Source organism: Pedobacter sp. Leaf41 (assembly GCF_001422545.1).
Classification (GTDB): domain Bacteria; phylum Bacteroidota; class Bacteroidia; order Sphingobacteriales; family Sphingobacteriaceae; genus Pedobacter.
Window position 1 is genome coordinate 457,954 of the sequence record NZ_LMLE01000008.1, and the last position, 25,638, is coordinate 483,591.

Annotated in this window: 24 protein-coding genes; 9 read left to right on the plus strand and 15 right to left on the minus strand. The window is 37.9% G+C overall.

Annotated elements, in window-relative coordinates; translation table 11 throughout:
* Positions 1 to 2: 2 nt before the first annotated feature.
* Positions 3 to 680: a TIGR02117 family protein gene (locus tag ASE92_RS14395; protein ID WP_056850799.1), complete on the minus strand. Its 678-nt coding sequence runs from the start codon at positions 678 to 680 to the stop codon at positions 3 to 5.
* 117 nt (positions 681 to 797) lie between these two features.
* On the opposite strand from ASE92_RS14395, the gene ASE92_RS14400 reads away from it, so the two are divergent.
* From ASE92_RS14400 to ASE92_RS14425, 6 genes are all read left to right on the plus strand, one after another.
* Entirely contained in the window at positions 798 to 1,247 is a 450-nt protein-coding gene (locus tag ASE92_RS14400) for a VOC family protein (RefSeq protein ID WP_056850800.1), read from the plus strand.
* A 255-nt stretch (positions 1,248 to 1,502) separates the two neighbouring features.
* Positions 1,503 to 3,299 carry a translational GTPase TypA gene (typA, locus tag ASE92_RS14405; RefSeq protein ID WP_056850801.1) on the plus strand — a complete coding sequence of 599 codons (1,797 nt, stop codon included), beginning with the start codon at positions 1,503 to 1,505 and terminating at the stop codon, positions 3,297 to 3,299.
* Between the two features lie 381 nt (positions 3,300 to 3,680).
* Positions 3,681 to 4,607 carry a lysophospholipid acyltransferase family protein gene (locus ASE92_RS14410; protein WP_056850802.1) on the plus strand — a complete coding sequence of 309 codons (927 nt, stop codon included), beginning with the start codon at positions 3,681 to 3,683 and terminating at the stop codon, positions 4,605 to 4,607.
* A gap of 79 nt (positions 4,608 to 4,686) precedes the next feature.
* Positions 4,687 to 5,604 (plus strand): lysophospholipid acyltransferase family protein, encoded by a 918-nt coding sequence (locus ASE92_RS14415; RefSeq protein ID WP_056850803.1) that lies wholly within the window; start codon positions 4,687 to 4,689, stop codon positions 5,602 to 5,604.
* Positions 5,605 to 5,635: 31 nt separating this feature from the next.
* The gene (locus tag ASE92_RS14420; protein ID WP_082455070.1) at positions 5,636 to 6,820 is read left to right on the plus strand and encodes a serine hydrolase; all 1,185 of its coding nucleotides are present in this window, start codon (positions 5,636 to 5,638) and stop codon (positions 6,818 to 6,820) included.
* Positions 6,821 to 6,946: 126 nt separating this feature from the next.
* A complete protein-coding gene (locus ASE92_RS14425) occupies positions 6,947 to 7,990 on the plus strand; it encodes a hypothetical protein (protein WP_056850805.1) in 1,044 nt (347 codons plus the stop codon).
* A 63-nt stretch (positions 7,991 to 8,053) separates the two neighbouring features.
* On the opposite strand, the gene ASE92_RS14430 is transcribed toward ASE92_RS14425, so the two are convergent.
* From ASE92_RS14430 to ASE92_RS14445, 4 genes are all read right to left on the minus strand, one after another.
* Entirely contained in the window at positions 8,054 to 8,614 is a 561-nt protein-coding gene (locus tag ASE92_RS14430) for a type 1 glutamine amidotransferase domain-containing protein (protein WP_056850904.1), read from the minus strand.
* Positions 8,615 to 8,915: 301 nt separating this feature from the next.
* Complete coding sequence (locus ASE92_RS14435; RefSeq protein WP_056850806.1) at positions 8,916 to 9,662, minus strand: glycosyltransferase family 2 protein; 747 nt, start codon at positions 9,660 to 9,662, stop codon at positions 8,916 to 8,918.
* Between the two features lie 2 nt (positions 9,663 to 9,664).
* Positions 9,665 to 10,756 carry a YhcG family protein gene (locus tag ASE92_RS14440; RefSeq protein ID WP_056850807.1) on the minus strand — a complete coding sequence of 364 codons (1,092 nt, stop codon included), beginning with the start codon at positions 10,754 to 10,756 and terminating at the stop codon, positions 9,665 to 9,667.
* Position 10,757: 1 nt separating this feature from the next.
* On the minus strand, positions 10,758 to 12,038 hold the full coding sequence (locus tag ASE92_RS14445) for a glycosyltransferase (RefSeq protein ID WP_082455071.1): 1,281 nt from the start codon (positions 12,036 to 12,038) through the stop codon (positions 10,758 to 10,760).
* Between the two features lie 74 nt (positions 12,039 to 12,112).
* Between ASE92_RS14445 and ASE92_RS14450 the strand changes: the two genes are divergently transcribed.
* Together ASE92_RS14450 and ASE92_RS14455 are read left to right on the plus strand one after the other, a co-directional pair.
* Positions 12,113 to 15,301 (plus strand): S41 family peptidase, encoded by a 3,189-nt coding sequence (locus ASE92_RS14450; protein ID WP_056850808.1) that lies wholly within the window; start codon positions 12,113 to 12,115, stop codon positions 15,299 to 15,301.
* A gap of 130 nt (positions 15,302 to 15,431) precedes the next feature.
* Positions 15,432 to 16,184 (plus strand): methyltransferase domain-containing protein, encoded by a 753-nt coding sequence (locus ASE92_RS14455; RefSeq protein ID WP_056850809.1) that lies wholly within the window; start codon positions 15,432 to 15,434, stop codon positions 16,182 to 16,184.
* Here ASE92_RS14455 and ASE92_RS14460 read toward each other — a convergent pair.
* The 5 genes from ASE92_RS14460 to ASE92_RS14480 form a co-directional block, all read right to left on the minus strand.
* Complete coding sequence (locus ASE92_RS14460) at positions 16,179 to 17,630, minus strand: alpha-L-fucosidase (RefSeq protein ID WP_056850810.1); 1,452 nt, start codon at positions 17,628 to 17,630, stop codon at positions 16,179 to 16,181. The two genes, ASE92_RS14455 and ASE92_RS14460, sit on opposite strands and share 6 nt — an antisense overlap.
* 42 nt (positions 17,631 to 17,672) lie before the next feature.
* On the minus strand, positions 17,673 to 18,587 hold the full coding sequence (locus ASE92_RS14465; protein ID WP_056850811.1) for a glycosyltransferase: 915 nt from the start codon (positions 18,585 to 18,587) through the stop codon (positions 17,673 to 17,675).
* A 111-nt stretch (positions 18,588 to 18,698) separates the two neighbouring features.
* A complete protein-coding gene (locus ASE92_RS14470) occupies positions 18,699 to 19,460 on the minus strand; it encodes a class I SAM-dependent methyltransferase (protein ID WP_056850812.1) in 762 nt (253 codons plus the stop codon).
* 12 nt (positions 19,461 to 19,472) lie between these two features.
* Positions 19,473 to 20,120 carry a hypothetical protein gene (locus ASE92_RS14475; protein ID WP_056850813.1) on the minus strand — a complete coding sequence of 216 codons (648 nt, stop codon included), beginning with the start codon at positions 20,118 to 20,120 and terminating at the stop codon, positions 19,473 to 19,475.
* Positions 20,117 to 21,445 carry a flippase gene (locus tag ASE92_RS14480; RefSeq protein WP_056850814.1) on the minus strand — a complete coding sequence of 443 codons (1,329 nt, stop codon included), beginning with the start codon at positions 21,443 to 21,445 and terminating at the stop codon, positions 20,117 to 20,119. The genes ASE92_RS14475 and ASE92_RS14480 overlap by 4 nt, the downstream gene beginning before the upstream one ends.
* Positions 21,446 to 21,554: 109 nt before the next feature.
* On the opposite strand from ASE92_RS14480, the gene ASE92_RS14485 reads away from it, so the two are divergent.
* On the plus strand, positions 21,555 to 22,454 hold the full coding sequence (locus ASE92_RS14485; RefSeq protein WP_056850815.1) for a hypothetical protein: 900 nt from the start codon (positions 21,555 to 21,557) through the stop codon (positions 22,452 to 22,454).
* Here ASE92_RS14485 and ASE92_RS14490 read toward each other — a convergent pair.
* The 5 genes from ASE92_RS14490 to upp form a co-directional block, all read right to left on the minus strand.
* Positions 22,451 to 23,143 (minus strand): hypothetical protein, encoded by a 693-nt coding sequence (locus ASE92_RS14490; RefSeq protein WP_056850816.1) that lies wholly within the window; start codon positions 23,141 to 23,143, stop codon positions 22,451 to 22,453. The genes ASE92_RS14485 and ASE92_RS14490 overlap by 4 nt on opposite strands.
* Before the next feature lie 37 nt (positions 23,144 to 23,180).
* The gene (locus ASE92_RS14495; RefSeq protein WP_056850817.1) at positions 23,181 to 23,699 is read right to left on the minus strand and encodes a DinB family protein; all 519 of its coding nucleotides are present in this window, start codon (positions 23,697 to 23,699) and stop codon (positions 23,181 to 23,183) included.
* A 21-nt stretch (positions 23,700 to 23,720) separates the two neighbouring features.
* A complete protein-coding gene (locus ASE92_RS14500) occupies positions 23,721 to 24,410 on the minus strand; it encodes a YjjG family noncanonical pyrimidine nucleotidase (RefSeq protein WP_056850906.1) in 690 nt (229 codons plus the stop codon).
* 27 nt (positions 24,411 to 24,437) lie between these two features.
* On the minus strand, positions 24,438 to 24,764 hold the full coding sequence (locus ASE92_RS14505) for a low molecular weight protein tyrosine phosphatase family protein (RefSeq protein ID WP_056850818.1): 327 nt from the start codon (positions 24,762 to 24,764) through the stop codon (positions 24,438 to 24,440).
* A gap of 65 nt (positions 24,765 to 24,829) precedes the next feature.
* Positions 24,830 to 25,477 (minus strand): uracil phosphoribosyltransferase, encoded by a 648-nt coding sequence (gene upp, locus ASE92_RS14510; RefSeq protein WP_056850819.1) that lies wholly within the window; start codon positions 25,475 to 25,477, stop codon positions 24,830 to 24,832.
* Between the last annotated feature and the right edge of the window lie 161 nt (positions 25,478 to 25,638).

A 25,638-nucleotide genomic window follows, 5' to 3' on the forward strand; every position in this document is an offset into this window, starting at 1 on the left:
GTCTACTGATATTTATTGAGAATTGGCGTATCGAAGATTGTCCAAAGGCAGGCCTTTTGGTCGCAGCTTTTTAATGCGCTATTTGCCCACGTGTTGCAGGTTTTAAAAATGCTGTAACTGCCTTTCGCTTTATAAAAAGCGTCGGTATCATCATAATGGATTTCCGAACCAATGTTTATGAATTGCCCCTTTTCATCAGTAAGGAAGCTAGCGGTAATGTAGTTGATTAACTGCTGATACTGTTTTTTGCTGATGATAATCTTTTTACAATGCTGATCCTCAACGGGAGTATGATAGTAGCTGGTATGCATTGCTGAAGTACTTAAGCCAGTAATTGCCCGAAGGCCGGTGCTCAGTTTAAGGTCTGAAAATTCAGGGGTTTCAAGGTAAAACTTCTCATCGCCCCAGCCAAAAGCCAGGTAATTGTAGGTGCTGTCTGCATGTACAGTATGGTTGTATTTAATTTCTTTCGTCCAATCTTTTAGCATATGTGTTGCTGGTACTGCAATATCAGTATGAATGCCATTGCTTATGATGTAGATGGAAACGTCATTGCTCGGTACTGGTTTCCCATTTACCGTAATCCGCGACAGTATAAAAGCAGCAAGGAAATAAAAGGCTATAAACGATAGAAATACCACCGTTACCCTTGCTGCATATCTTAAAAATCTTTTATTCATTACTGTTAATGCCAGAAATCATTGTTCGGTAACCCATAAATTTTATATCGATATTTCTTATAGGCACATCAACAATGGTGATTTTCAATAGCTTTTATAAAGCCATACCTTCACCACATGATTAAAGGACTATTTGAAACGCATATTTATGTAGAAAATTTAGAAAGATCTATCGATTTCTATAGTAATGTTTTAGGACTCACTCAATGCCATTACGAGGCGGAGCGCAAAATTGCTTTTTTCTGGGTAGGTAAACCGAAAGAAGCGATGTTGGGCATTTGGGAAAAGCTAAAAGAAGAAATTGATATCCGTCATTTTGCATTCACATGTGATGTTGAAGATGTATTGGAGAAATCAGTAGATTTTTTAAAGACTAGAGGATTGCAGCCCTATAATTTCCTTAAGACTAATGATAGCCAACCCATGGTTTTTGCATGGATGCCCGCTATCGCGGTTTATTTTAACGATCCCGATGGCCATGCTTTGGAATTTATTGCGATTTTGGAAGGGGATGCTAAACCGGAATTAGGAGTGATTTCTTATCCGGAATGGTTGAACGCTCGATAAGCTGTTGGCACTTGCTTTTATAACATTAATAGTTGGAACAGCGTAGCGATTTAAACCCGATGGCAACGGCAGCTCCGAATTTTTATGAGGACTATAGTGTACAGCGGGACCGAAGCAAACCTAAGTGCTACTTCAATTGCTTTTCTAATTAAAGATGAGATAATTACAACATTATCATAGCATTAAATAGTGGCTCATATAGTAGAATTCCCATTTTTAAACACTATCTTTGCGCCAAATTTATAGGCGCATTTTATGCAAAAGATTAGAAATATAGCTATTATAGCACACGTTGACCACGGTAAAACCACTTTGGTTGATAAAATTTTACACTCTTGTTCTGTTTTTCGTGATAACGAACAAAAGGGAGAATTGATATTAGATAACAACGATTTAGAGCGTGAACGTGGGATCACTATCGTATCTAAAAACGTATCAGTACAATATAAAGATGTAAAAATCAACATTATCGATACCCCTGGTCACGCGGATTTCGGCGGTGAGGTAGAGCGTGTTTTAAAAATGGCTGATGGTGTACTTTTACTTTGCGACGCTTTTGAAGGTGCAATGCCTCAAACACGTTTCGTAACGCAAAAAGCTTTGGCATTGGGTTTAAAACCGATTGTGGTGGTAAACAAAGTGGATAAAGAAAACTGTCGTCCTGAAGAGGTTTATGAGCAAATTTTCGAATTGTTCTTTAATCTTGAGGCAACTGAAGATCAATTGGATTTCCCGGTAATTTATGGTTCATCTAAACAAGGATGGATGAGTACTGACTGGCAGAAACCAACTACAGATATTTTCGCATTGTTAGATGCTGTTGTGGCTAACATTCCACCTGCACCAATTAACGATGGAACTTTACAGATGCAAATTACTTCGTTAGATTATTCATCTTTCGTAGGTCGTATTGCAATCGGTCGTGTTCACCGTGGTACTATTAAAGAAAACCAACCGGTTACTTTAATTAAACGTGATGGCAAAATTGTTAAAACAAGAGTTAAAGAACTTTATACTTTCGAAGGTTTAGGAAAAATCCGTACTCAGGAAGTTAGTTCTGGTGATATTTGTGCAGTTGTTGGTATTGATGGTTTTGATATTGGTGATACAATCGCTGATTTCGAGGCGCCAGAGCAATTACCAGTAATTAGCATTGATGAGCCAACAATGAACATGTTGTTCACCATCAATAACTCTCCTTTCTTCGGTAAAGAAGGTAAATTAGTGACTTCTCAACGTATCAAAGATCGTTTGATGAAAGAAATGGAGAAAAACCTGGCATTAAAAGTTGTTGAAACTGAAGGTGCTGATTCATGGTTGGTTTATGGCCGTGGTATTCTTCACTTATCTGTATTAATCGAAACGATGCGTCGTGAAGGTTATGAGTTACAGGTTGGTCAGCCACAGGTTATTGTTAAAGAAATTGATGGTAAAAAACATGAGCCGGTTGAGACCTTAATTGTTGATGTTCCGGGTGATGTAGCTGGTAAAGTAATCGAATTGGTAACTCAGCGTAAAGGTGAGTTGTTAATTATGGAGCCAAAAGGCGATTTACAACACTTAGAATTCGAAATTCCTTCTCGTGGTATTATCGGTTTACGTAACAACGTATTAACCGCTACTGCTGGTGAAGCGATTATGGCACACCGTTTCAAAGCTTACGAGCCTTGGAAAGGTGCAATTCCAGGTCGTTTAAATGGTGTATTAATTTCTATGGATAAAGGTACAACTACTGCTTATTCTATTGATAAATTACAGGATAGAGGTCGTTTCTTTGTAGATCCAGGAACTGATATTTACGAAGGCCAGATTTTAGGTGAGCACATCCGCGATAACGATTTAGTAATCAACATCGTTAAAGGAAAAGCGTTAACCAACATGCGTGCTTCTGGTACAGATGATAATGCTCGTATTGCACCTGCGATTAAATTCTCTCTAGAAGAATCTATGGAGTATATCCAGGCTGATGAGTATATCGAAGTTACACCGCAAAGCATGCGTTTACGTAAAATCCTTTTAACAGAGCAACAACGTAAAAATAACGGTAGATAGTTCGCTAAGGCAATTATAATATCAAAAGCCTCGATGTCAATCGGGGCTTTTTTGGTTTGAGGGGTTTTAACCCTATAAGGAATATAAGAACAATTAAATCAATGGGCAGTCAGGTTTTCCTTTCCCGCTCCTCAAGGAGCGGGATGGATACCATTTTGCCAAAGCATAATCTTAGATAGGGTGAGGTATTTTAGGTTTAAGAAAACCTAAGCTCGTGCCATAAAATTTCTACTGGAAATCCTCAAAGTCAATCGATCGATTGATTTTCTGTCAGCGGTTTTTCATAAAACTTTTAAGAATAAAAAACTAACATTTCCATGGCAGATGGGTTTAATTGTCCTTTTAATTTTGCTGGCATTATCAAACTAATCAATCCCATTTATGATTAATAAGAGCCTATCCTTTCTGTGGATATTTTTATTAAACGCACTTTCTCTTTTACCACTATTTCTACTGTATAGATTAGCTGATGCTTTTTATTTATTGATTTTTTACGTTGTTAAGTATCGTAGAAAAGTGGTGAGGGAGAATTTATACCATGCTTTTCCAGATAAAAGTGCTGCGGAACTTAAAACCATAGAAAAAGAATATTACAAGTTTTTATCCTCGCTGTTTATCGAGATCATCAAAATGAAAAGCATCTCGAAAAGGGAGCTTAGTAAACGTGTAAAATTTAAAAATGCCGATTTAGTCGAAGCTTACCTTCAGAATAATGAAAGCGTACTTTTTTGTTCGTCGCACTATGGTAATTATGAATGGGTGTGTATGGCAATTGGTTTAAATTTTTCGGGGCAACACTATCCCATTTACAAGCCACTAAGCAGCGAAAGTTTCGATCATTGGTTTTTAACAATGCGGAGTAAATTTGGCAATAACATGGTTGCCATGCGTCAAACTTTGAGGGCCATTCAGGCTAGTAAAAACTCAGCCAGTATGTTCACTTTCGGAAGCGACCAGGCGCCATCAAAAGACGAATCTATTTATTGGACCAACTTTTTACATCAGGAAACTTCGGTTCAGTTGGGCATAGAAAAGATTGCTAAAAAAACAAATAGACCAGTGTTTTATTTAAAAATCAACTATTTAAAAAGAGGCTACTATGAAGTGGATTGTGTTCCAATCTGCTTACATCCCAATCAAACTCGAGAATTTGAAATCACAGAAATGCATACTCGTTTCCTGGAAGAATTGATTGAGGAAAAGCCGGCTTATTGGTTGTGGAGCCACCGCCGATGGAAATATAAACCACAGCCTAAACCAATTAGTTTATTGGAGAATGAGGGAGGCATTTCTGCTAGTTTGGCTTAAGTTTTTGATAAGAATGGCAAACACATAAATCTTTTTGAGTTTTTATCGTGTTTTCAGTTTTTGAATTAATTAATCTGATATGATTAAAAAGGGGATTTCCCGTTTGGGAATATTTTTTTTAGGCGTATTATCGTTGCTGCCATTACCCATCTTGTATGCATTAGCTGATATCAGCTATGTGCTCATTTACCGCGTTTTCGGTTACCGTAAAAAAGTAGTTAGAACTAACTTAACCCGTGCCCTTCCAGATAAAACTTTAAGTGAAATCCAGCATATTGAGAAACGTTTTTTCAAATACCTGTCTACACTTATTTTCGAAATTGTTAAGATGAGCAGTATTTCGGAAAAGGAGATCGAAAAACGATTTGTTTTCAGGAATAAAGAAATCGTACAAGCCTATCTTGATCGGGGCGAAAGCATTCTTGTATGTTCAGCACATTATGGTAATTGGGAGTGGGGCACTTTAGGAATAGGCTTAAATTTCAATGCAGATCATTATCCTATTTACAAGCCTTTAAGCAATAAAACTTTTGATAAGTGGTTTAAGAAAGTGCGTAGCCGATTTGGGAATAGGTTAGTGCCAATGCGCCAAACCATGCGGGCGCTTTCAGCCAGCAAAGGTGCCGCCAGTATCTTCAGCTTTGGCAACGACCAAGCGCCATCAAAAGATGAATCGCATTATTGGACAAGCTTTTTGCACCAGCAAGCCTCTATTCAGCTTGGCATCGAAAAAATTGCCAGGAAAACCAATCAACCCATTTTTTATTTCAAAGTAAAGGTTTTAAAACGGGGATATTATGAAGTAGATTGCGTGCCGCTTTGCTTAAATCCATCAGCTACAGAAGAATTCGAAATTACAGAATTACATACTCGTTTTTTGGAGGAAATTATCCGGGAGGAGCCTGCTTATTGGCTATGGAGTCACCGTCGGTGGAAATATAAACCGAAAGAGAAAGCGGCGAGTTTCTCGCATAAAGAAGTTCAGCAACAAGCATAATCTTTTATATTTGTCGCTGGAATCTATATTGATGAAAATCTTCAAAAAGGCATTATTTTACTTCTTCCTTGTCGTACTTCTCATTTTCGCAGGTCTATTTATTTGGCATCCATATTTGATGCGGGTTTTATGGTATCGTACGCCTGATGCCAATACTTATAAGGCTTTTCCACAAGAAATTTTACATAAAAGCGATTCTGTTTTTCGTTTCTTTTCTGCTTCGAAAATGAGAAATGATCTTGATACTTTGAAAGTTCGGGATGGCGATAAACAGTTTGTTTCTTTTGCTGATTATTTCCAAAATGGGAAATTAAAAGCCTTTATCGTCATTCGAAATGATAGCATTCTCTATCAGAAATATGCTGCGGATTATAGCGACAGCACTTTAACTTCTATATTTTCTGGTGCCAAAAGTATGGTTTCTATTTTACTTGGCGTGGCTTTGGCCAATGGCGATATCAAAAGTTTAGACGACAAGGTTACCGATTATCTTCCGGAGTTAAAATCCAATCAGGCATTTGATCATATCACCGTTAAAAACCTATTGGATATGAAATCGGGATTGGAGTTTCAGGATGCATTTGGTGGTGTTCTGAAAGCATTTTTTTCTGATGAAGCCAAATATTATTATACCCACGATATGAAAGCTGAACTGATGAAAGTGAGGCTGGTAAATAAACCCGGTACCGTTTGGAAATATAAAAGTATTGACCCGATACTATTGGGCTGGATTTTGGAAAAGGCCACGGGTAAATCTGTGGCTCAATTTTTTGAAGAAAATATCTGGCGAAAAATAGGAACTGAATACAATGCTTCTTTTGGATTAGACCATATTAATGGTTTAGCCAACACTGCAAGCAGATTCCAGGTTACCGCTATCGATTTAGCTAAAATTGGTCGACTATATCTTAACTACGGAAAATACAATAATCGTCAAATTATTCCAGAAGGATGGGTGAAACAGTCTATTAATATAGGCGCTGAGCAACCGACATCGGCAAAAGGCTGGCAGAAATCTGCTCATCATTATTTATGGTGGGTTCCTCAAACGGGCGAAAATGGAGATTATGCTGCCGAAGGGATGTTGGGGCAGCGGCTTTATATCGATCCTAAAACGAATACCATTATTGTTCAGTTTGCTGCGGGTGGTGGTGGCGATTATCCATATCGGAAAATAAGCAGGTATTTAGCTGGATTGACTTTCAGTTATCCTTAAAATTATTTAACCGCAAAGGGCGCAAAATTTTTCGCAAAGAAAAACAAGGTTTACATCTAGCTCTGCATTCTGTGCGCTTGCTTTAAATTCTTTGCGTTTAATTTTTAAAATCCTACATTGCTTTTAATGGAAAATGACGACGTAAAAATCCTGAAAAAGAAACCGATTTTTCCGGTTACACAAGCATTGCAAAAGTACCTTCGTACTTATCAGCGTGAAGCAAAATTGCCTATCGGTTATAACGATTTGATGCAGTTTAATGAGGCTTTCCCTTTAATGGATAAATTTGGCAAAGACTCCCTTTGGGAGGGGCCGATTTATGCACAGGATCTCATCGAAACCCTGCATAACGGTTTAAAAGAAATATATGCCAACCTCAAAGCTTCTGGAAATCTTCGCATCGTTGAACATAAATACATTGATAAGATTGAGTACTGCACTTTTGGCAACACACATCCTTTCCGGATCAGAATAGTTAATCGCTTAAATGACGTTTACGATTATTTTTATATTAAAAAAGCTGATGCTTCGCGTATTTATGGCCTTGAAATGGAGGAAATTCTTTCTCCAAACCAAGTGAATTATTTAGTTGATGGCGATACTTTGGTAGAGGAGCACATTGCAGGCATTCCAGGTGATGTTTTTACAAAAGGACAATTGTATACCCCAGAATTCAATCCGACGCGAATTGCAAAAGAATTCGTCAAATTTAATGAGCGTTGTTTAATTATGCTGTTGGGCGATATGCGGGCGTATAATTTTGTAGTTCAAATTACACCCGACTTTGATGATATTCAATTTCGCATTCGGGCAATCGACTTTGACCAGCAATTCTACGAAGGAAATTTGAAGGTTTACCTACCTCAGTTTTTTAAGGAAAATTTGCCCTATGTTAAAATGAGTATGGAACAGCTGACCGAAAAAACCGTACTTCAATATCAGCAGGAAGAACGGTCTTCTATTGTACACCGAGTACGCAGTGAGCGTCACCGTTTAACCGATCTGCGTGATGTTTCGAACAAGGAAGAGTTAACTACGCCAGAAAATATCGCCATTTTGAAACAAAGCATGAGCGAATATTTTAAGGACACGAACTATTTGAGGTGCAAAAACATGACGGATATTATTGAATTGAATATCAAAAATATCATCCGGCAGGTTAAGTTATAAATAAAACGGTTGACAAATTGCCAACCGTTTTTTGAGTGAATCTAGAAAGAGCGTCCAAAACATTTAGGCGTGTTGCCCTTCATGTACGCCTTCGGCAAATTCCTCTACAATTTTATCGTTAAATGCAGGCAAATCTTTTGGAGTTCGGCTGGTTACCAAGCCCTGGTCTACAACCACTTCTTCGTCGCTCCAAATAGCGCCAGCATTTATTAAATCCTGCGAAATATTTTTAACAGATGTTAATTTTCTGCCTTCCACAACATCAGCATTAATTAATGTTTGTGGGCCGTGGCAGATGGCTGCAACAGGTTTTCCAGCGGAAAAAAATGATTTGACGAATGCAATTGCGTCTTCGTTTATGCGTAATTCGTCTGGATTGATTACACCACCTGGTAAAAGCAGGCCATTGTAATCATCAGTATTCGCCTCCGAGATTGTTTTATCTACGTCAACTTCTATCGACCAGTGATCCTGATCCCATGCTTTAATTTTTCCACTTTTAGAGGAGATGATGTGAACGGTTGCCCCCTCTTCTTTTAACCTTTTTACTGGTTCGGTTAATTCAACTTCTTCAAATCCGCTTTCTGAAAGTACAGCTATTGTGCGGTTACTTAATTGTCCCATAATCTTTCTGTTTTTAATAGGTGATGTATTAAATACAGCTTTATAGGAATTTTTGTTTTTTGAAATTGCGATTGAGTGTGGAGTTTTGTCATTCTGAGGCATGAATAATCTCTAGGCGATGAAAGCTAAACTTTAATTTTGTACAGTATAAATATTTGGGAAATCGGTTAGTAGATTGAGGATTCTTCACTGCATTCAGAATGACAATTAAGCTGCTAGAAGGTATCTGCTGAGCCATAGAGAAAGAGCGATCTGATTTTTGAGCTTTTAGGAGAATGATAAACAATTACTACTGAACTAGCTAATCATTCGTTCTTCTATGCTTAACAAAATAAAAAGCCAAATTACCTGCAATAACCAAGTGATTAAAAATATTCGGAATCAAACCATAATATTTAGTAAAAATATTAAACCGCTCTTTCAAGCTTTCGCGGTGTTTCTTCTTACTCATTCCGCCAACCAAATATTTGGCAACATAGCGATGAACATTCACAATGCTTGAAGCTTTTTTGGCAGCCTTAATAATCCAATCGATATCTGAACTGTATTTGTAAGTTAAATCATAGGGGGCTATAATGTTCCGGCGAATATAAATAGCCTGATGGCTAATGTTCATTCCATATTTAAAGCTCTTCCAATCGAATTTTTCCGGTGCCTCATGTCTTCTTCGTCCCAGGCTTTCCCAATTATCGTTGTACATTTCCGTTTCGCCATAATAAATATCAGCACCTGGGGCCGAAGCAAAAACATCCTCTACGGTTTGCTCATCATATATTTCATCGCCCGAATTCATAAACAAAACATAATCTCCCGTAGCCAAAGCCAGGCCTTTATTCATCGCATCATAAATCCCTTTGTCAGGTTCTGAAACGATTTTGGAAATTTTGCTTTTGTAGGTTTCGATAATTGCTAATGTGCCGTCTGTAGATTTACCATCGATAATAATGTATTCTATTTGTGTATAGGTTTGATTAAGCACAGAGTTGATTGTTCGCTCAATATCCCGAACATTATTGTACACAATAGTGATAACAGTTAATTTTGGCATTTTTAGTCCATTAATTTTTTAAGGGTTTCAACATCTGGCAAAACACCTTTGTATGCTGCTGGTAAAACATGACTGGTTTTATAGGTAGAAACACCCATTGCCTTATTAAAATCTCTAAAAGAAAACTCTACAATCTTATTTTTCTTTTCTTTACAGAGAATAATTCCAATTGATGGTTGTTCGTGAGGTTGCTTTACATATTCATCTAAAGCGGATAAATAAAAATTCATTTTGCCCATATATTCAGGCTTAAATTTGCCGGTTTTCAGTTCAAAAACCACCAAACATTGTAAACGCCGGTTAAAAAATAGAAGGTCTAAAAAGTATTCCTCATCTTCTACAATTAATCGATATTGATTGCCAATAAAAGCAAAATCTGATCCCAATGACATTAAAAACTTCTTGATATTTTGAACGATTTCACTTTCTAAAACCCGTTCATCTTTCTCATCACTATCTTGGATATTAATGAAATCTAATAGGTACTCATCTTTAAATGATTGCAGCGCTTTTTGCCTAGCTTCATCATTTGTAATTGTTTTGGAAAAATTATTGGGTAAGCTGCCAGTTTTTTGAAAAGTTTGATTGTTTAAATGGTTTTTCAGAGTGCTTAGACTCCAAAATTCTGTAGCAGTTTTTTGAATATAAAAGATTCTTTCTTCTAACGATTTTGTACTTTGTAATATCTCAACGTGATGTGTGAAACTTACGTTTGAAAAACTATTTTCTAATTTGGCCGTCACTGACGGACTAAATGTAATCTCTTGTAAATCAATGGTTTTTAATTTGGCCGTCACTGACGGACTAATTAATAAATGTTCTTCCCACGACTCAAAAAAGAGTCTCATCCGTTTCATATTGGTTGCCGAAAATCCTCTTAAACCTGGTAGCTCAAGTTGTAAATCGGCTGATAGATTTTCGATAACTTTTGCACCCCATTTTTCCTCTTCAATTTTTTGGGAAATAAATTTACCTACCGCAAAATTAAGGGATAAAAGTTCTTTATTAACAAGAGCGGCTGCCCTGTAACGACTCTGTAAAATTGCCGATTTTAAGGCCTTAATATTATCAAGATGGCTTTTAGCGAGTTCCATATTATTTCGGCTGTAAATTGATCAGGGTTTCATACAAATGAATGTGTTCAGCTGCAACTACCTCTTCAGAGAAATCGGATAATATGCTTAACCTTGCAGCCTTTTGTATCGCTTCTTTATTTGGGCGATGATACAGCCACTCGATCCCATTGGCTAAATCTTCTGCATTTTCATATTTGGCCAGGTAACCGTTTTGCATGTGCTTTACCATATCTGGGATTCCGCCTGTAGTAAAAGCGATTACTGGCGTGGCACAAGCCAAACTTTCCATCACCGTATTAGGTAAATTATCTTCCAAAGATGGCGTGATAAAGGCATCAGCGGCTGAATAACATTTGGCCAAATGATCATCTTTATTAATGGTGCCAAGGAAAGTCGTTTTGAATGGGAACTCAGGCATTTCTGCGTTCTCCTTATTTCCAAAAATAACCAGTTCGATATTTGATTTTTGAATGCCTGTGCGCCGGGATAAAATTTCGAGCGCCTCAATTAAATAAGGCGTTCCTTTGTGTTTGTCGTTTTTTGAGGGCATAAAACCACTCATTAACACAAATTTATCAGGGTTAATTTTCAATATTTTTTTTGCCTCCGATTTTACATAAGGCTTGAACACATTCGTTTCGATGGTGTTCGGTATCACCGAAGTTTTCCGGGTACCCAACAAGCTGCTAAACTTTACAGATTTTGCCATCCAATTGCTGGGCGCTATAATATGGAAGTTTAATTCGCCATAAGCTTTTTGTTTGCTCAACCAGGTTTTATGAGAGATATCATTATCGCCATTTATCTTCAAAATAGGGCAGTTTCCGCATTGCTGATGAAAATTTTCACAGCCATACCTTACATGGCAACCGCCTGTAAAAGCATTGCTGTCGTGAAAAGTCCAAACGATTGGTTTTTCCAATTCATCAAGCTCTGCTAAAAACTTAGGCGTAAGAAAACCGTGGTTTATCCAATGCAAATGAATAATATCTGCATTTTTAACCTCGGGGTGGTTTTTAATAGATTTACCAAACCACTGCAAACTAAACGGCGTTTTAACCGATTTGCTTAACCATTTTGCATAATATCTTTCTGATAAGATGTTATAAACGGCCATCGCTTTCTGAATCGGTGTTTTGCTGAAAGTATCAATTTTTGGATTTTGCCCAAATTTATAGTAAACCAAAACCTTTGAATCCATTCCGCTGGCTTTTAGTGCATCGCTTAAGCGTAAACAGGCTCTGCCAGCTCCGCCATTTCCATCATAAGTATTTAGGTGTACAACTTTCAAATCAATCAAAAATACATTTTATTGTTTACGAATATAAAATCTGTTGTGTAATTTCATCCTACCAAAGCCAAACTAACAAAATCATGATCAAATCCCTATTAAAATCGCTCACAGCAATGGCGTTTTTGTTGCCTTGCCATTCATTTGCTCAAAATCAAACATATTTTGCATCTTATCCAGCTTTAACGCCCGATGCGCAAACCATAGTATTCAGTTATGATGGCGACATTTGGAAAGTGCCGGTAAAAGGTGGGGTTGCCGATCGGGTTACGGCGATGCAAGGGGAGGAGATTAATCCAAAAGTTTCTCCTGATGGGAAATGGCTGGCATTTTCTTCCAACCAATTTGGAAATAATGATGTTTATGTGATGCCAATAAATGGGGGAGAGATTAAACAAATTACCTTTAATGATGCATCTGATGAAGTGGATAACTGGAGTTGGGATTCAAAAACAATCTACTTCACTTCAGGTAGATACAATTCTTTCTCAAGCTATAAGGTGGGTATTAATGGCGGTACGGCAACACGTTTATTCAATAACTATTTCAATACTACGCACCATATTGCAGAGTCGCCTACAGGAGAATTGTTTTTTAATGATACCTGGGAAAGTATGCGATTTCCTAACCGCAAGCATTATAAAGGCGCTTACAATCCTGATATTCAATCTTACAATCCTAAAACCAGAACTTATAAGCGCTATACCGATTACATCGGAAAAGATTTTTGGACCAGCGTTGATCGCAAAGGCAACGTATTTTTCGTATCTGATGAAGGTAATGAAGAATATAATCTTTACACCTTTATTGGCGGACAGAAAACTGGCTTAACCAAATTTGAAACTTCTATCAAGCGTCCATTTGTTGCTGCAAACGGAACGATTGTAGTTTTTGAAAAGGATTATCAGCTCTACACCTATGATGTTGCTGCTAAGAAAATAGAAAAAGTAAGCATCAGCACTTCAAGAAACCAGGTATTGAGCAAAGAGCAAGAGTATGATGTGCGGGCAAATATCTCAGCTTTTGATGCCTCGACAGATGGAAAAAAAATCGCTTTTATTTCTCGGGGCGAAGTTTTTGTGAGTGATGCTGATGGCAAGTTCGTTAGGAAAATTACGAATAGTGGTGAGCGAGCCTTAGAATGTAAGTGGCTTGCTGATAATAAAACTATTCTTTTTAGTCAAACAGCAAATGGTTTTCAAAACTGGTTTACCATTACCGGCGATGGAAAAGGGACGATTAAACAACTTACAAAAGATAAAGCCAACAATAGAGATATCACCCTAAATAAAGCCAAAACGATGGCGGTTTACTTAAGTGGTAGAAACGAGTTGAGGTTAATGGATTTGAAAACTTTTGATAGCAAAACCCTGGTAACCGATGAGTTTTGGGCTTTTCAAAACTCAGCGCCAAGTTTTTCTCCAAATGATGAATATGTTTTATTTACCGTCTATCGAAATTTTGAGCAAGATATCGTCGTTCATCATTTAAAAAATAATACTACAATCAACCTCACGAATACAGGCGTAACAGAAACCGGCCCGTCATGGTCGCCAGATGGCAAATACATTTTCTTTACGAGTGCCCGCACGAAACCCTCTTATCCAACAGGAATGTCGAATGCGCACATTTACCGCATGGCTTTGAACAATTACGATGAGCCTTACCGTTCGGATAAATTTGATGATTTATTTAAGGAAACCAAACCTGCCGAAGTTAAGCCAGCAATTGTTGAAACCAAAGCCAAAAAAGGAAAGGCAGATACCACTAAAAAGAAAACCGAAGTAAAGCCAACGCCTAAACCCGCCGCCGTAATTACCATCAATACGCAAGATATTCTCGACAGAATTGAACTGGTTGGTCCTGCTTTTGGTGGGCAATTTGGTACAGATGCTTTTGCTAAAGGTGATAAAACCTACGTTTTTTATTCATCGAATCATGAGGGTGGCGCACCAGGTATTTATAGAACAACTATTGAACCTTTTGAAGCCAATAAGACGGAAAAAGTTGCAGATGGGGGTGATTATTCAATGGTTCAAGCTGGAGATAAGTTTTTTGTGCTTTCCAGAGGTGTGGTCAATAAATATACTCTAGAAGGGAATAAGCTTGATAAGATCGATCATGGCTATAAATTTACAAGGAATCTAAATGCTGAATTTAACCAAATGTTTTATGAAACATGGGTGGGTTTGGATGAAAATTTTTACGATGAAAAATTTCATGGTGTAGATTGGGAGGAGATGAAAACCCGTTATGCGGCCTATCTTCCCTATGTAAATAACCGTAGCGATTTAAGGATTTTACTGAACGACATGCTGGGCGAATTGAATTCATCGCACATGGGCTTTAATAGTGCGGGTGCCGAGGAAAGGAAGAATTTAACTTACACCACTAACGAAACCGGGATTATTTTCGACAATGAAAACCCCTTGAAAGTAGAGCGGGTTGCAGCAAAAAGCAATGCTGCACGTACAGGAACCAATATTTTACCAGGAGATATTTTAACCGAGGTAAATGGCATTAAGGTGGATAAAAATATTGATCGAGATTACTACTTCAGCAAGCCATCCTTAGATAAAGAGATGACTTTGACCTTTGATAGAAAAGGTAAACAGATTTATGTAAACATCCATCCTGAAAGTGCCGGAACTTTACGGGGGAATCTTTACGATGAGTGGATCTCGAACAACCGTAAGAATGTAGATAAATGGGGGAATAACCGCATTGCCTATTCTTATATGAAAAATATGGGTGGTGGTGAATTGGAAACTTTCCTTTTGGATATGGTCGCTCAGGAAGAAAAAAAAGATGCCATCATTTTAGATTTACGTTATAATACAGGAGGCAATGTACATGATGAAGTGTTGAAGTTTCTTTCACAACGTCCGTATCTGCAGTGGAAGTACCGCGGTGGTAAATTGGCACCGCAAAGCAACTTCGGTCCGGCAGCAAAACCGATTGTATTGCTTATCAATGAACAATCGCTCAGCGATGCAGAAATGACTGCTGCTGGCTTTAAGCAATTGAAATTGGGTAAAATCATTGGAACTGAAACTTACCGTTGGATTATTTTTACTTCAGCTAAAAGTTTGGTTGATGGATCATCTTACCGTTTACCTTCATGGGGATGTTATACGATGGATGGTAAGAACCTCGAAAGCGAAGGAGTTAAGCCAGATATTTTCGTAAAAAATACCTTCGAAGATCGATTGGCCAATAAAGATCCGCAGTTGGAAAAAGCTGTTGCCGAGATTTTAAAAGATTTGAAATAATTAGATTGTTATATGGCTAAATTGTTTTATTATCGGCAATTCGTAACAAACAATTCAGCCATATAGCAATATCACCTTTCTATTTTAATATTCTTTTCCGTTTCTTTGGCCTTTGGAATTATTTTAAGATATGGCGAATTTATTAACTGACAGGGATTTTTGGGTAAATTATTGGGAAAGTAAAAAAGGACTTGCAGTCCAAATTCCAGCAAATTATGTATTCCATCGCCAGCTCGGAGAAATTGTAGCTCAAAATAATGTTAAAACAGCTATTGAACTTGGCGGGTTTCCAGGTTATTACGCCGTTTTTTTGAAGAAATATCTCAAGTTAGAGGTAACGCTATTGGATTATTTTATTCATCCTCCAGTGGTAGTCGATTTATTGGAAAAGAATGGCTTGAAAGAAAAAGATATTCATATTATAGAAACCGACTTATTCAATTATTACCCAGATCAGCAATATGATTTGGTTTTAAGTTGTGGTTTAATTGAGCATTTTAATGATACAGCCGATATTATAAGCCGCCACATTGCCTTTGTAAAGCCCGGTGGAACACTTTTTATCACTCTTCCAAACTTTAAAGCGGTAAATGGCTGGTTCCAAAAAAACTTCGATAAAGAAAATTACGATAAGCATAACATTGATAGCATGAACCCCGATTTGCTAAAATCGATTTGCGAAAAAGCCGGGATGAACGAAGTTAAATCAGGCTACTTTGGCAGGTTTAGTGTTTGGCTCGAAAACGAAAGCCAAAAATCTGCCGGTGTTAAGCTTTTTAAAAAAGCCGTATGGTTAACTGGTAAAGTTTTCACTAAAATTATTCCCTTTGAAAGCCAGGCTTTATCGCCTTATATTATTCTGCAAGCAAAAAAACCTTTATAAACTTTTTTTATACAATCCTATTTCGCTCAAGGTGATACAAACCGGAGATTGAGTAATGTTGATCTTCACTTTCTTTGTGGTTAGGGGCTGATCAAATTTGATTAATCTCTTTGCGCCAATACTGGTTCCATCGTAAATCTTTTTCCAGCTGTTGTTCTCCAATATCTCAATATTGTAAGCTTCTACTCTTTGCCCAAGCGGGATGTATTCTTGCAGGCTAACAATATCAAATGTTTTAGGCGATTTCAAATTAATCTCCAGGCTTGCAGTATGGTTATTATCTGTTGAGGCCCAATAAGTTTCCTTATTATTATCAATCAACTTATCTACTAGATAACCTTTTCCCCGCGTATTACTGGCCGTGATGCTTGCATTTTTGGCCAAATTATTCGCGAACGTTTTTTTAACCATTTCCCCAAACGTTTTTAGTGCTAACACATCATCATCATGTAACTGCCCCCGTGTATCGGGCGCTAAGCCTAAATCCAATCCGGCACCTCGTCCAACGCTTTTTAAATACAGGTCGAAAAGCATTTCAGGAGATTTTGGCTTTTCGGTAGGATGATAGAACCAGCCTTTTCGCAAAGGAACATCACATTCTGCAGGCATCCAAAATTTACCGTTTCTTATTCCCTCAGGGCTCTCAGGATAGTTTGCCTGACCAGGTACTGCAACATTTTTTCCTTTCGGTGGCATGGGCGTAAAAGTAGCCCAATTGGTTTCCGCGGCATGCCCGTCTTCGTTTCCCACCCACCTGATGTCTAGTCCGATATCACTAAAAATATTGGCCATAGGTTGCATTTTTCTGGTGATGCCCCAGGTATTTGTCCAGTCATAATAGGTTGTGTTATCAATAGACCGTTTTTCTCGGGCTCCACCATAATAACCGTCACCACCATTTGCACCATCGTGCCAGCTCATAAATAATTCTCCGTAGTTGCCGTATAATTCCTTAAGCTGCGCCTGATAGATGGCTAAATATTTATCGGTGCCATAAAGCGGATTATTCCTGTCCCAGGGCGAGCAATAAATGCCGAACTTTAAGCCAGCTTTTCTTACCGCCTGCTCCACTTCTTTTACCAAATCTCCCTTTCCGTTTCGAAACGGACTTTTAGTAATATTATAATCTGTTGTTTTGGTTGGCCATAACGCGAAACCATCGTGGTGCTTGGCTACCAGGATAATTCCCTTTAATCCACCTGCTTTAGCTGCGGCAATAATTTGTTCAGCATCGAAATTAGCTGGATTAAATGTTTTTGGGTCTGCATCACCAAAACCCCATTCTTTATTCTCGAAAGTAGTAGGTGTAAAATGAATTAAGCCGTACACTTCTACATCGTGCCAGCCAAGCTGTCTTTTTGATGGAAGGGCGCCATAAGGTTCAGGCGCATTTTGAGCATAGGTAGTTACTGAAAGGAATAGTAAAAACAGGGATATTATTCTCATATTATTAGCTTCGGTAAGCCAAATTACTAAGAATAAATTTGATTATTTAGAAAAATATTGCGCTAACTTTTCTCTTACAAAACGTTTCACCCTCAAAACCATATTTCCTTTTCTGGTAGATAGAAAGCGCTTGATGACTTGATAGGCCTTTTTATCTTCTTCTATCACCCCTGGAAATTCAGTAATAGGTTTTGGGTTGATTACCACGTTATAAATATCGTTGATTCCCGAATGCACACCAGTTCCGTCATGCCCAATGTTATTCACCAGAGATAGTGATGGGTTTAAGGTTAAGCCGCCTTTCAAAAATATGGAAGCATACCAGCGAATGGCCCAACTGTTGTTTTTGCCTTTTTTAAATTCGAGCATCTGTTTCCAGAAATTCATTTTATTTTCTATCGAAAATGCGGATTTTTTCTTCTTATCAAATTGTTTGATGAGCGTATCAATGTTGGGCTCGAAATTCTTCCATGCTCTTCCCCAGGTAGCCCATCCCCAACTGGTAGCGGCTCTGTAAAAAAATGATTGCGGTAAATCCTCTGCCTTTAAAGGATACATGTAAGCGCCAATATGCATTACTTTTTCTTCATCGCGATAGCGATTTAGAGCATCGTTAAAATAGCTTAGGGTATGCGGTGAGGTAATCAAATCATCTTCCAAAACAATCACCTGATTGTAATCCTTAATCAGTTTAGTTACGCCTTCTATAACAGAATTCGCCAAACCAGCATTTTCTCTTCGCTCAAATACCTTTACAGATTTAAAACCGTCAACTTGGTTAATCAGCGCTCTTACTTTCGCAACATTTTCTTCTTCTGATTTTGATTTTGCGCCATCAGAAAAAATAAACAAATTGCTTTTGCCGGCTAAATCATTTTCCTGCAAAAATTTTATGGTACGTTCGGTATGCTGCGGACGATTGTAAACAAAAAGGGCTATTGGTGCTAGGTTTTGCATTGATGTTTTTTTTTCATCATTTTTCAGATACGTTTTGCTGAATTTATTTCAGCATCCCTATTTAAAGATCCTGAAATAAATTCAGGATGACGACTTAAAGAGATTTACTAATTAAAATATATGCAGATTTTGATCTGACTTTTGCGTTAAAACCGTATAGGCATTTGCGAATTGCTCCTGCTTCTTTCTGCCCAATAAATTGCCAAGCGTTCTTTTAATTTTGTACTCCAGCTCGATCTTTAAATTTTTAGTAAAGGTTTTAGGGGCCTTCCTGTTGATGAATTCATTAAACTTTACGGTTTCTGGCGCTGTCATCGAAACCTTATCTTCCAAAATTTCCAACCCTTCGCTTTGCAATAAAAACCGCAATGAGGTTGGCGTGTACATATTAATGTGGCCATAATCCAAAAAGTGTTTCATGCGATTATCTACACCAAAACGGTAATCTTTTGGCACTTCAACCACAATATATTTGGCTACCCTTTTCAGTTCGCGAAGCAGGATACGCTCATGTTCTACATGCTCCAAAACATGTGCAAGAATAATTAAATCGAAGCTATCGTCTGCGTAGGGAATTTTGTATCCATCGAAAGTCTGCGCTTCCTTTAAATGAGATAATTTTCTGTCGTTAATGATATCGACACCACTTTTAGCGATTTCCAGGGCGTAAAGCTCGGGTGCAAAATTCCAATCATTTAAAAAATGCAAGATACTACCATCGCCAGCACCAACCTCCAAAACCTTTTTCGGTCGAATGCTTTTACAAACATCAACAATGTTTTTGGCCTTATATTTAGCACCAAGCATGCGCCAGGCTACATCGCTGTTGGTGTAAAAATTATCGTAGGCTGTTTTAACTTCTTCGCTTAACATAAAAATTGGAGATTAAATGCCCAAACAATTATCGGCTTTATAAAAAACCGATGTTGCTTTTTCATAAAATAAACCTGGAGAAATTCCGCTAAAACTAAGCTCTTTAAAGCCTTGTTCTTTTAAAAAAATACGGGCAGGGTCATAAACTTCGCGTTCGCTATCATCTAAAATAACTACGCCCGTTGGGGTTAAAGCCTCTAAACTGTATCGGCAGCATCTTACCCGATCGCGGCCATCAACGATAATGATATCAAATTTTTTGCCTAACAAAGCTGCCTTTTTTGCATATTCCCCATCGCGTTGAAGCTCGCAAAAGATCATTTCTGCATTTGCAGGGCTTGTTCCTTTTACCTTATCAAACCAGCCTTTGTCATGCTCAACAGAGGTTACAGATCCGGCTTTCTCTGCGTAAAAAATGGTAGAATTTCCAGATCCATATTCGAAGATATGTTGAGATTTATTGATCCGTTCTTTAATAAAATCGATAAAGGAATAGGTTACCCAAGGGAGTGCTTTGCCCTTCCCATCAACTGCTTGTTTTTTATCAAAGGCCGTGAACCAGCCGATGCTGTTCAAATAACCTTTATGTCCATATGATAATAATGCTTTTAGCCTGTTAGGTTTTGCAATTAATGTAGAAAGTGCTTTTAAAGTGCTCAACGTTTTAATATTTTTTGAAATGCTGTGATCAAAAATAATGATTTTAACATCATTATTGCTTGTTGACGGGTTTTTGGGATGAATAAGATAAAGAAAGTTGCTATAAAATAAGCCACTAAAGTTGCGAGGGCAGCTCCCATAATGCCATATTTGGGTATCCACAGGATATTTAAAATAACATTTGCCAATGCCCCCATTCCTGTTCTTAACATAGAAAGTTTTGTATAACCCTCAGCGATCAGGAATTGACCACTTGCACTTCCAAGGAATACAAATATTCCTGCCCAAACATGTACAGAAAGCACATGCGCTCCATCCCAAAACTCAGGTTTATAAACAATATGATAAATAATCGGAGAGGCAAAAGTCATGATAATAGCAACACTAAGACTTATCCAAACCATGATGTCGTACATGTTTTGAAGTCTTTTTTGATACCGTTTGGGGTCATCCCTTCTGGCGTTCATGATTGCTGGAAATACTGAGGTTACAATTGCTACTGGAATGAAATACCAACTTTCACTCAGAGATACAACTGTAGAATAAATTCCCAATGCACCCGTACCAAGGTAGTTTTCTACCATTAATTGATCTATTTTCATGTATACAGACACTAAAATAGCTGAGAAAGCAAGTGGCCATGAATGCCGGATTAAGTGTTTAGCTAATTTCGAATCAAAAATCCAGCTAAAAATGCTTGCTACTTTGATTTGGTAGAAATAGATATATCCAGCAGCTAGAATAACGGTATCAAATAACAATGCGACTATGAACCATTGGATGTCTCGGTTTAAAAAAATCAAAATCAACTTTACAAGGGCTGAAAGTATGTTGCCGAAGACCTGAACCCGCATTACATATTTCGCTTGAACTTTAGATTGAAAATAACTGTCGGTAATATAAAAAGCCTGAGTGATCCCTGTCAAACCAACAATTAAGACGTAAATGAGTGGAGTTTCAATCGGTTTTTGGTTGTTCCATAAAGTGTATGCAATGAATATTAATGGAATAATAGCTATCCCTCCCATTAGTTTCAACCAAAAGGCTGTACCTAGTATACGATCTCTATTTTCAGGGGTTCTTAATAATTCACGAGTTGTAAAACCGTCTAGACCAAGGGCAGCCGCCGCAATAAAAAAAGTGGTGAAAGCAGTTGGATAATTCAAAATTCCATTTAAATCCTTTCCAAGATAGTTAGTAATCGAAAAGCCAACTAAGATCTTGATGATTAGGCTGCCAACTCTGGCTAACATCAGCCAACCCGTATTTTTTAAATACTTGTTAAATGCTTCTTCGTCAAATCCTTTTATAGTAGGTAACTTCATTAGCGCAAAGATGTAAAAAAATGTTTATCGCCAGATGAAGTATCCAAAAGTCAGTGAAAAACATTTGATAAATATGAGCGTTAACATTATACATTAATAACCAAATAAGATGAAACAGATCAAAATTATTTCCTGCTTTATTATTCTTGTTGTTTTTGCGTCTTGTAAAAAGAGTAATGAAAACCCGGTTTCGGCAAATGAGCCACCTTTAACCTGGCAAGAACATTGGTTTGAACATAACCAAGTGGTTAATCGGGTATTTTTTAATGATGATTTAGCGGTTTATTTTGATAAAGATGTGAATAAATCCATTACCTGGCCAAACGATTACCTAACCAAAGTATGGCAATATACCCGAAATGTTTATGGAGATTTTGGGCAGGATAAACGCTTGTTTGCCATTTTCCATACCGCGAAATATAGTGGCGGTCATCCTTCAAATTATTTCGAAGCCAGTCATGACAAGCGAAATGTGATTGATGTGGGCTTATCAGATGCGAATGCCTGGGTTGGTTTTACCGCTGGCGAAAAAGACATTGTAACCCACGAAGTGGGTCATATTGTAGAGTTTGCATCAAAAGGAAAACATAACTCTCCAGCTTTCAAAATTTGGGGCGATAGTAAGTGGATGGAAATTTATCAATACGATGTTTACAAAAAGCTGGGGATGACTGCTGATGCCGATCGTTGGTATAATAAATGTATGGCTACAGTTGATAATTTCCCGCGGGCAAATACGCAATGGTTTAAAAATTGGTTCTATCCAATATATGCCAATAACGGAGGAACTGCTACTTTAAATAAGTTTTTCGTGTTGTTGTCCCAAAATTTCCCGGCAAACGGAAGCGAGTACTCAAGAGACATGAACTGGGGAGAGTTCGTTCATTTCTGGAGCGGCGCTGCAGGGGTAAATTTAAAAGCTCAGGCTACTACGGCCTTCGGCTGGACAAGTGATATGGAAAATCAATTCAACAAAGCTAAAACTGATTTTCCGAATATAAAATATTAACTCAATGGCGCACCAACGGCAATATCGCATCGGTGCCCTGCTTCACCATGTTTTGGATTTAGTTTAGCTCCGGTCTGGTTTTCCGCAGTTTTTACAGTTGCTGGTGCAATAGTAGTTGGGGGTGTGGTAACTGTTGTTGAAGGTTGAACCGGTTTAGAAGTCAATGGCGCACCAACAGCAATATCACATCTATGGTTTGGTTGGCCATGCGGAGGATTCATTCCTTTAGCCACTTTGGTGTTTATAGTTTGTGTCACCACTGGCTTGCCTGTAGTTGCTTGAGCTGCTTGAACAGGTTTCGAATCTAAGGGCGCACCAACAGCAATATCGCATCTGTGCCCCGGGGCACCATGTTTGGGATTTAAGTTTTTTCCACTGCTGTTGTCTGTAGCTGGTACGTTAACTGCAACGGGCTGTGCTTGCGTAACGGGTTGTTGAGCTTGTGCCGTTGCGGCTTGATTCAACGGAGTACCTTCTGCCAAAGCACAAGTATGGCCTGGCTCGCCATGTTTAGGATTAAATATCAAGGTGTTGCCCGTGGTCTGCGCTGTAGCCGCGGCAGCATTAGTACCTTTCTGCAATCCTTCCAGCCCACCGGGAGTAGCAACAACTGCGTTTTTTTCTTCTTTTTTTTCGCTATTGCACGAACATAAAATCGTTAAGGCGAATAGATAAAATAGGTGTTTCATAAAACTCAAGGATTTAATCAAATATGAGCAAATATTTTTATCGTTTAAAACTGTCCTCAATTCTAACCAACTGTTTTAAATGGTGCTTGAGATGAATTTCGATAAAACGAAGCCATTGTTTTGCATTTAAATATCCTAAACGAGGATGTTTAGTTTTGATCGTTCTATTGGCTGTTGCAATCAGAGGGTAGATTTTACTTAGCGATGCCTCAAATTCCAGAATGAAGTCTAAAGCTTCGGCTTTCGTTATTTTTTTTACTCGATCTATCAACCGTTTAGGCACTTTATATTTTTGCGACGGAGGGAAGGCGCCAAGAAATAAAATAACCTTAACTGCAAAATGAGTCGCTTCCTTTTCACCTTTGCCTTGAGCACTATTCTCTAAGGCAATTAGCGATAATAAACTGGCATCGAATATATGCGAATACACCTCGCTATAACTCCAACCATTGATTGGTGGGGTTAACTGAAAAACCTCATCATCATAATGTGCTAGCTTGCCTTTATAAGCATTCACAATTTTATGTATTGATGTATTCACTTTGGAGCTTGTCATTTAATAAAGATAAAATAACAATTAGAAAAGCAGCATTAATTCTTTCAAATGAGTAATTTGTTTGGCTACATCGACAGGTTTTTCCTTTTCTAACGGATTGAAGAAAATAGCTTCCATACCAAAATTTAAAGCGCCATATATATCGGCTTCCAAACTATCTCCAATCATGATGCTCTCTGCCTTTGTTGCTTTGGCCTTATCCAGTGCATATTCAAAAATTTGTGGGTTTGGTTTATTAACGCCCACATCTTCAGAAATAATTACGTTTTCGAAATAAGGATTTAAATTGGATAAATTCATCTTGGTCAATGTCGTCTCCTTAAATCCATTTGAAATAATATGCAAAGAATATTTTTGCTTTAGATAAGCCAAAACTTCTTCAGCAGCCTCAAAAAGATTAGTCTTGGTTGGAGAAATACTGACATAATCATCTTCAAATTGTTGCGGTACCGAATCGGGGTGAATCCCCAATTGAATAAAGGTTTTGCTAAAGCGTTCTGCCCGTAAAAATTCTTTTGTAATTTTTCCTAGATGATAATCTGCCCAAAGCTGGTGGTTGTTCTCCGTATATTTTAAAATGAAATCGGAGCACGATAGTAGGCCAAGTTCCTTTAATTTATGGGTATGATAAAGTTCGTTCAAGGTTTCTTCGGCATTCCGATCAAAATCCCAGATGGTATGATCGAGGTCGAAAAAGATGTGTTTCTTCATTAAAATGTTTTTACAAAAGTAGATCATCTATGTTAATAATAGATAGTCTTTCGTTTTAGTTTGTAATTCTTCAATTAAACTCTCGTCCATGTATTGATAATCATCTGGAATGTCCAGAATGATAATCCGCTTATTTACAATCTCATCGTTAAACTTTTTAGCTATTCTTTGTTTATGTTTTTTTTCCATTACGAAGATGAGATCTGCCCATAATATATGGCCTAAGTTTAATTTGATTCGGGCAGATGGCGCAGTGCCTGCAGAGCAAATCTGGTGTTGACTGTGGTTTTTAAAAATCGTCTCAGCCGTTGCGCTACGCCACTTATTTCTACTGCAAACAAAAAGAATGTTCATGTTTTTTAGCCCTGTTTATTTTTTTTGCTACATCCCGCCTTATCCTTAGATACTTATAATCTTGATTACACTTTCTCTCCATAAGCCAAATCTCCGGCATCGCCTAGGCCTGGAACGATGTATGATTTGCTGGTCATTTCCTCATCAATGGCGCCCAGCCAAAGTTTAGCCTTTGGAAGGTTGGCTTTTACGTGAGTTACGCCTTCGGTACTGGCAATAGCGGCTACAATGTGCAGCTCAGCAATATGATATCTATTCATTAATTCTTTGCAGCACATCACCATGCTTTGTCCGGTGGCTAACATCGGGTCGGCCATAATTAATATTTTACCATCCAAATCCGGAGTAGAGATATAATCCATTTGGATCACGAAGTCGCCGCTTTTTTTAACTTTCCTAAAAGCAGAGATGAAGCAACATTCCGATTTATCAAAGATGTTTAATAAACCTTGCTGCAAGGGTAAGCCCGCCCTTAAAATGGTAGCTAGAACAGGTTGCTGCTCCAAAACTTCGCATTGCGAAACCCCTAAAGGCGTCGTGACATCTTTAGTAACGTATTTCATCGATTTACTAATTTCATAGGCGAAAAACTCTCCAATACGTTCGAGATTTTTTCTAAAACGCATCGAATCTTTTTGAATGTTTTCATCACGAAGCTCAGAGATGAATGTGTTTGCTATGGATTTTGTCTTGCTTAAATCGAAAGTTGTCATTTTGCAGGTTTGGCTAAGGGTATGGCTAATTTATTGTTTTTGATTGGTAAATGGGTAACATCTTTATGGCTAATTAATCAAACTGACATTTTATATTGCTTAGCCAGAGAATAATTTTTAATTTAGTTATCGTATCACTAAAACGTATTAGTGTTGCGCTA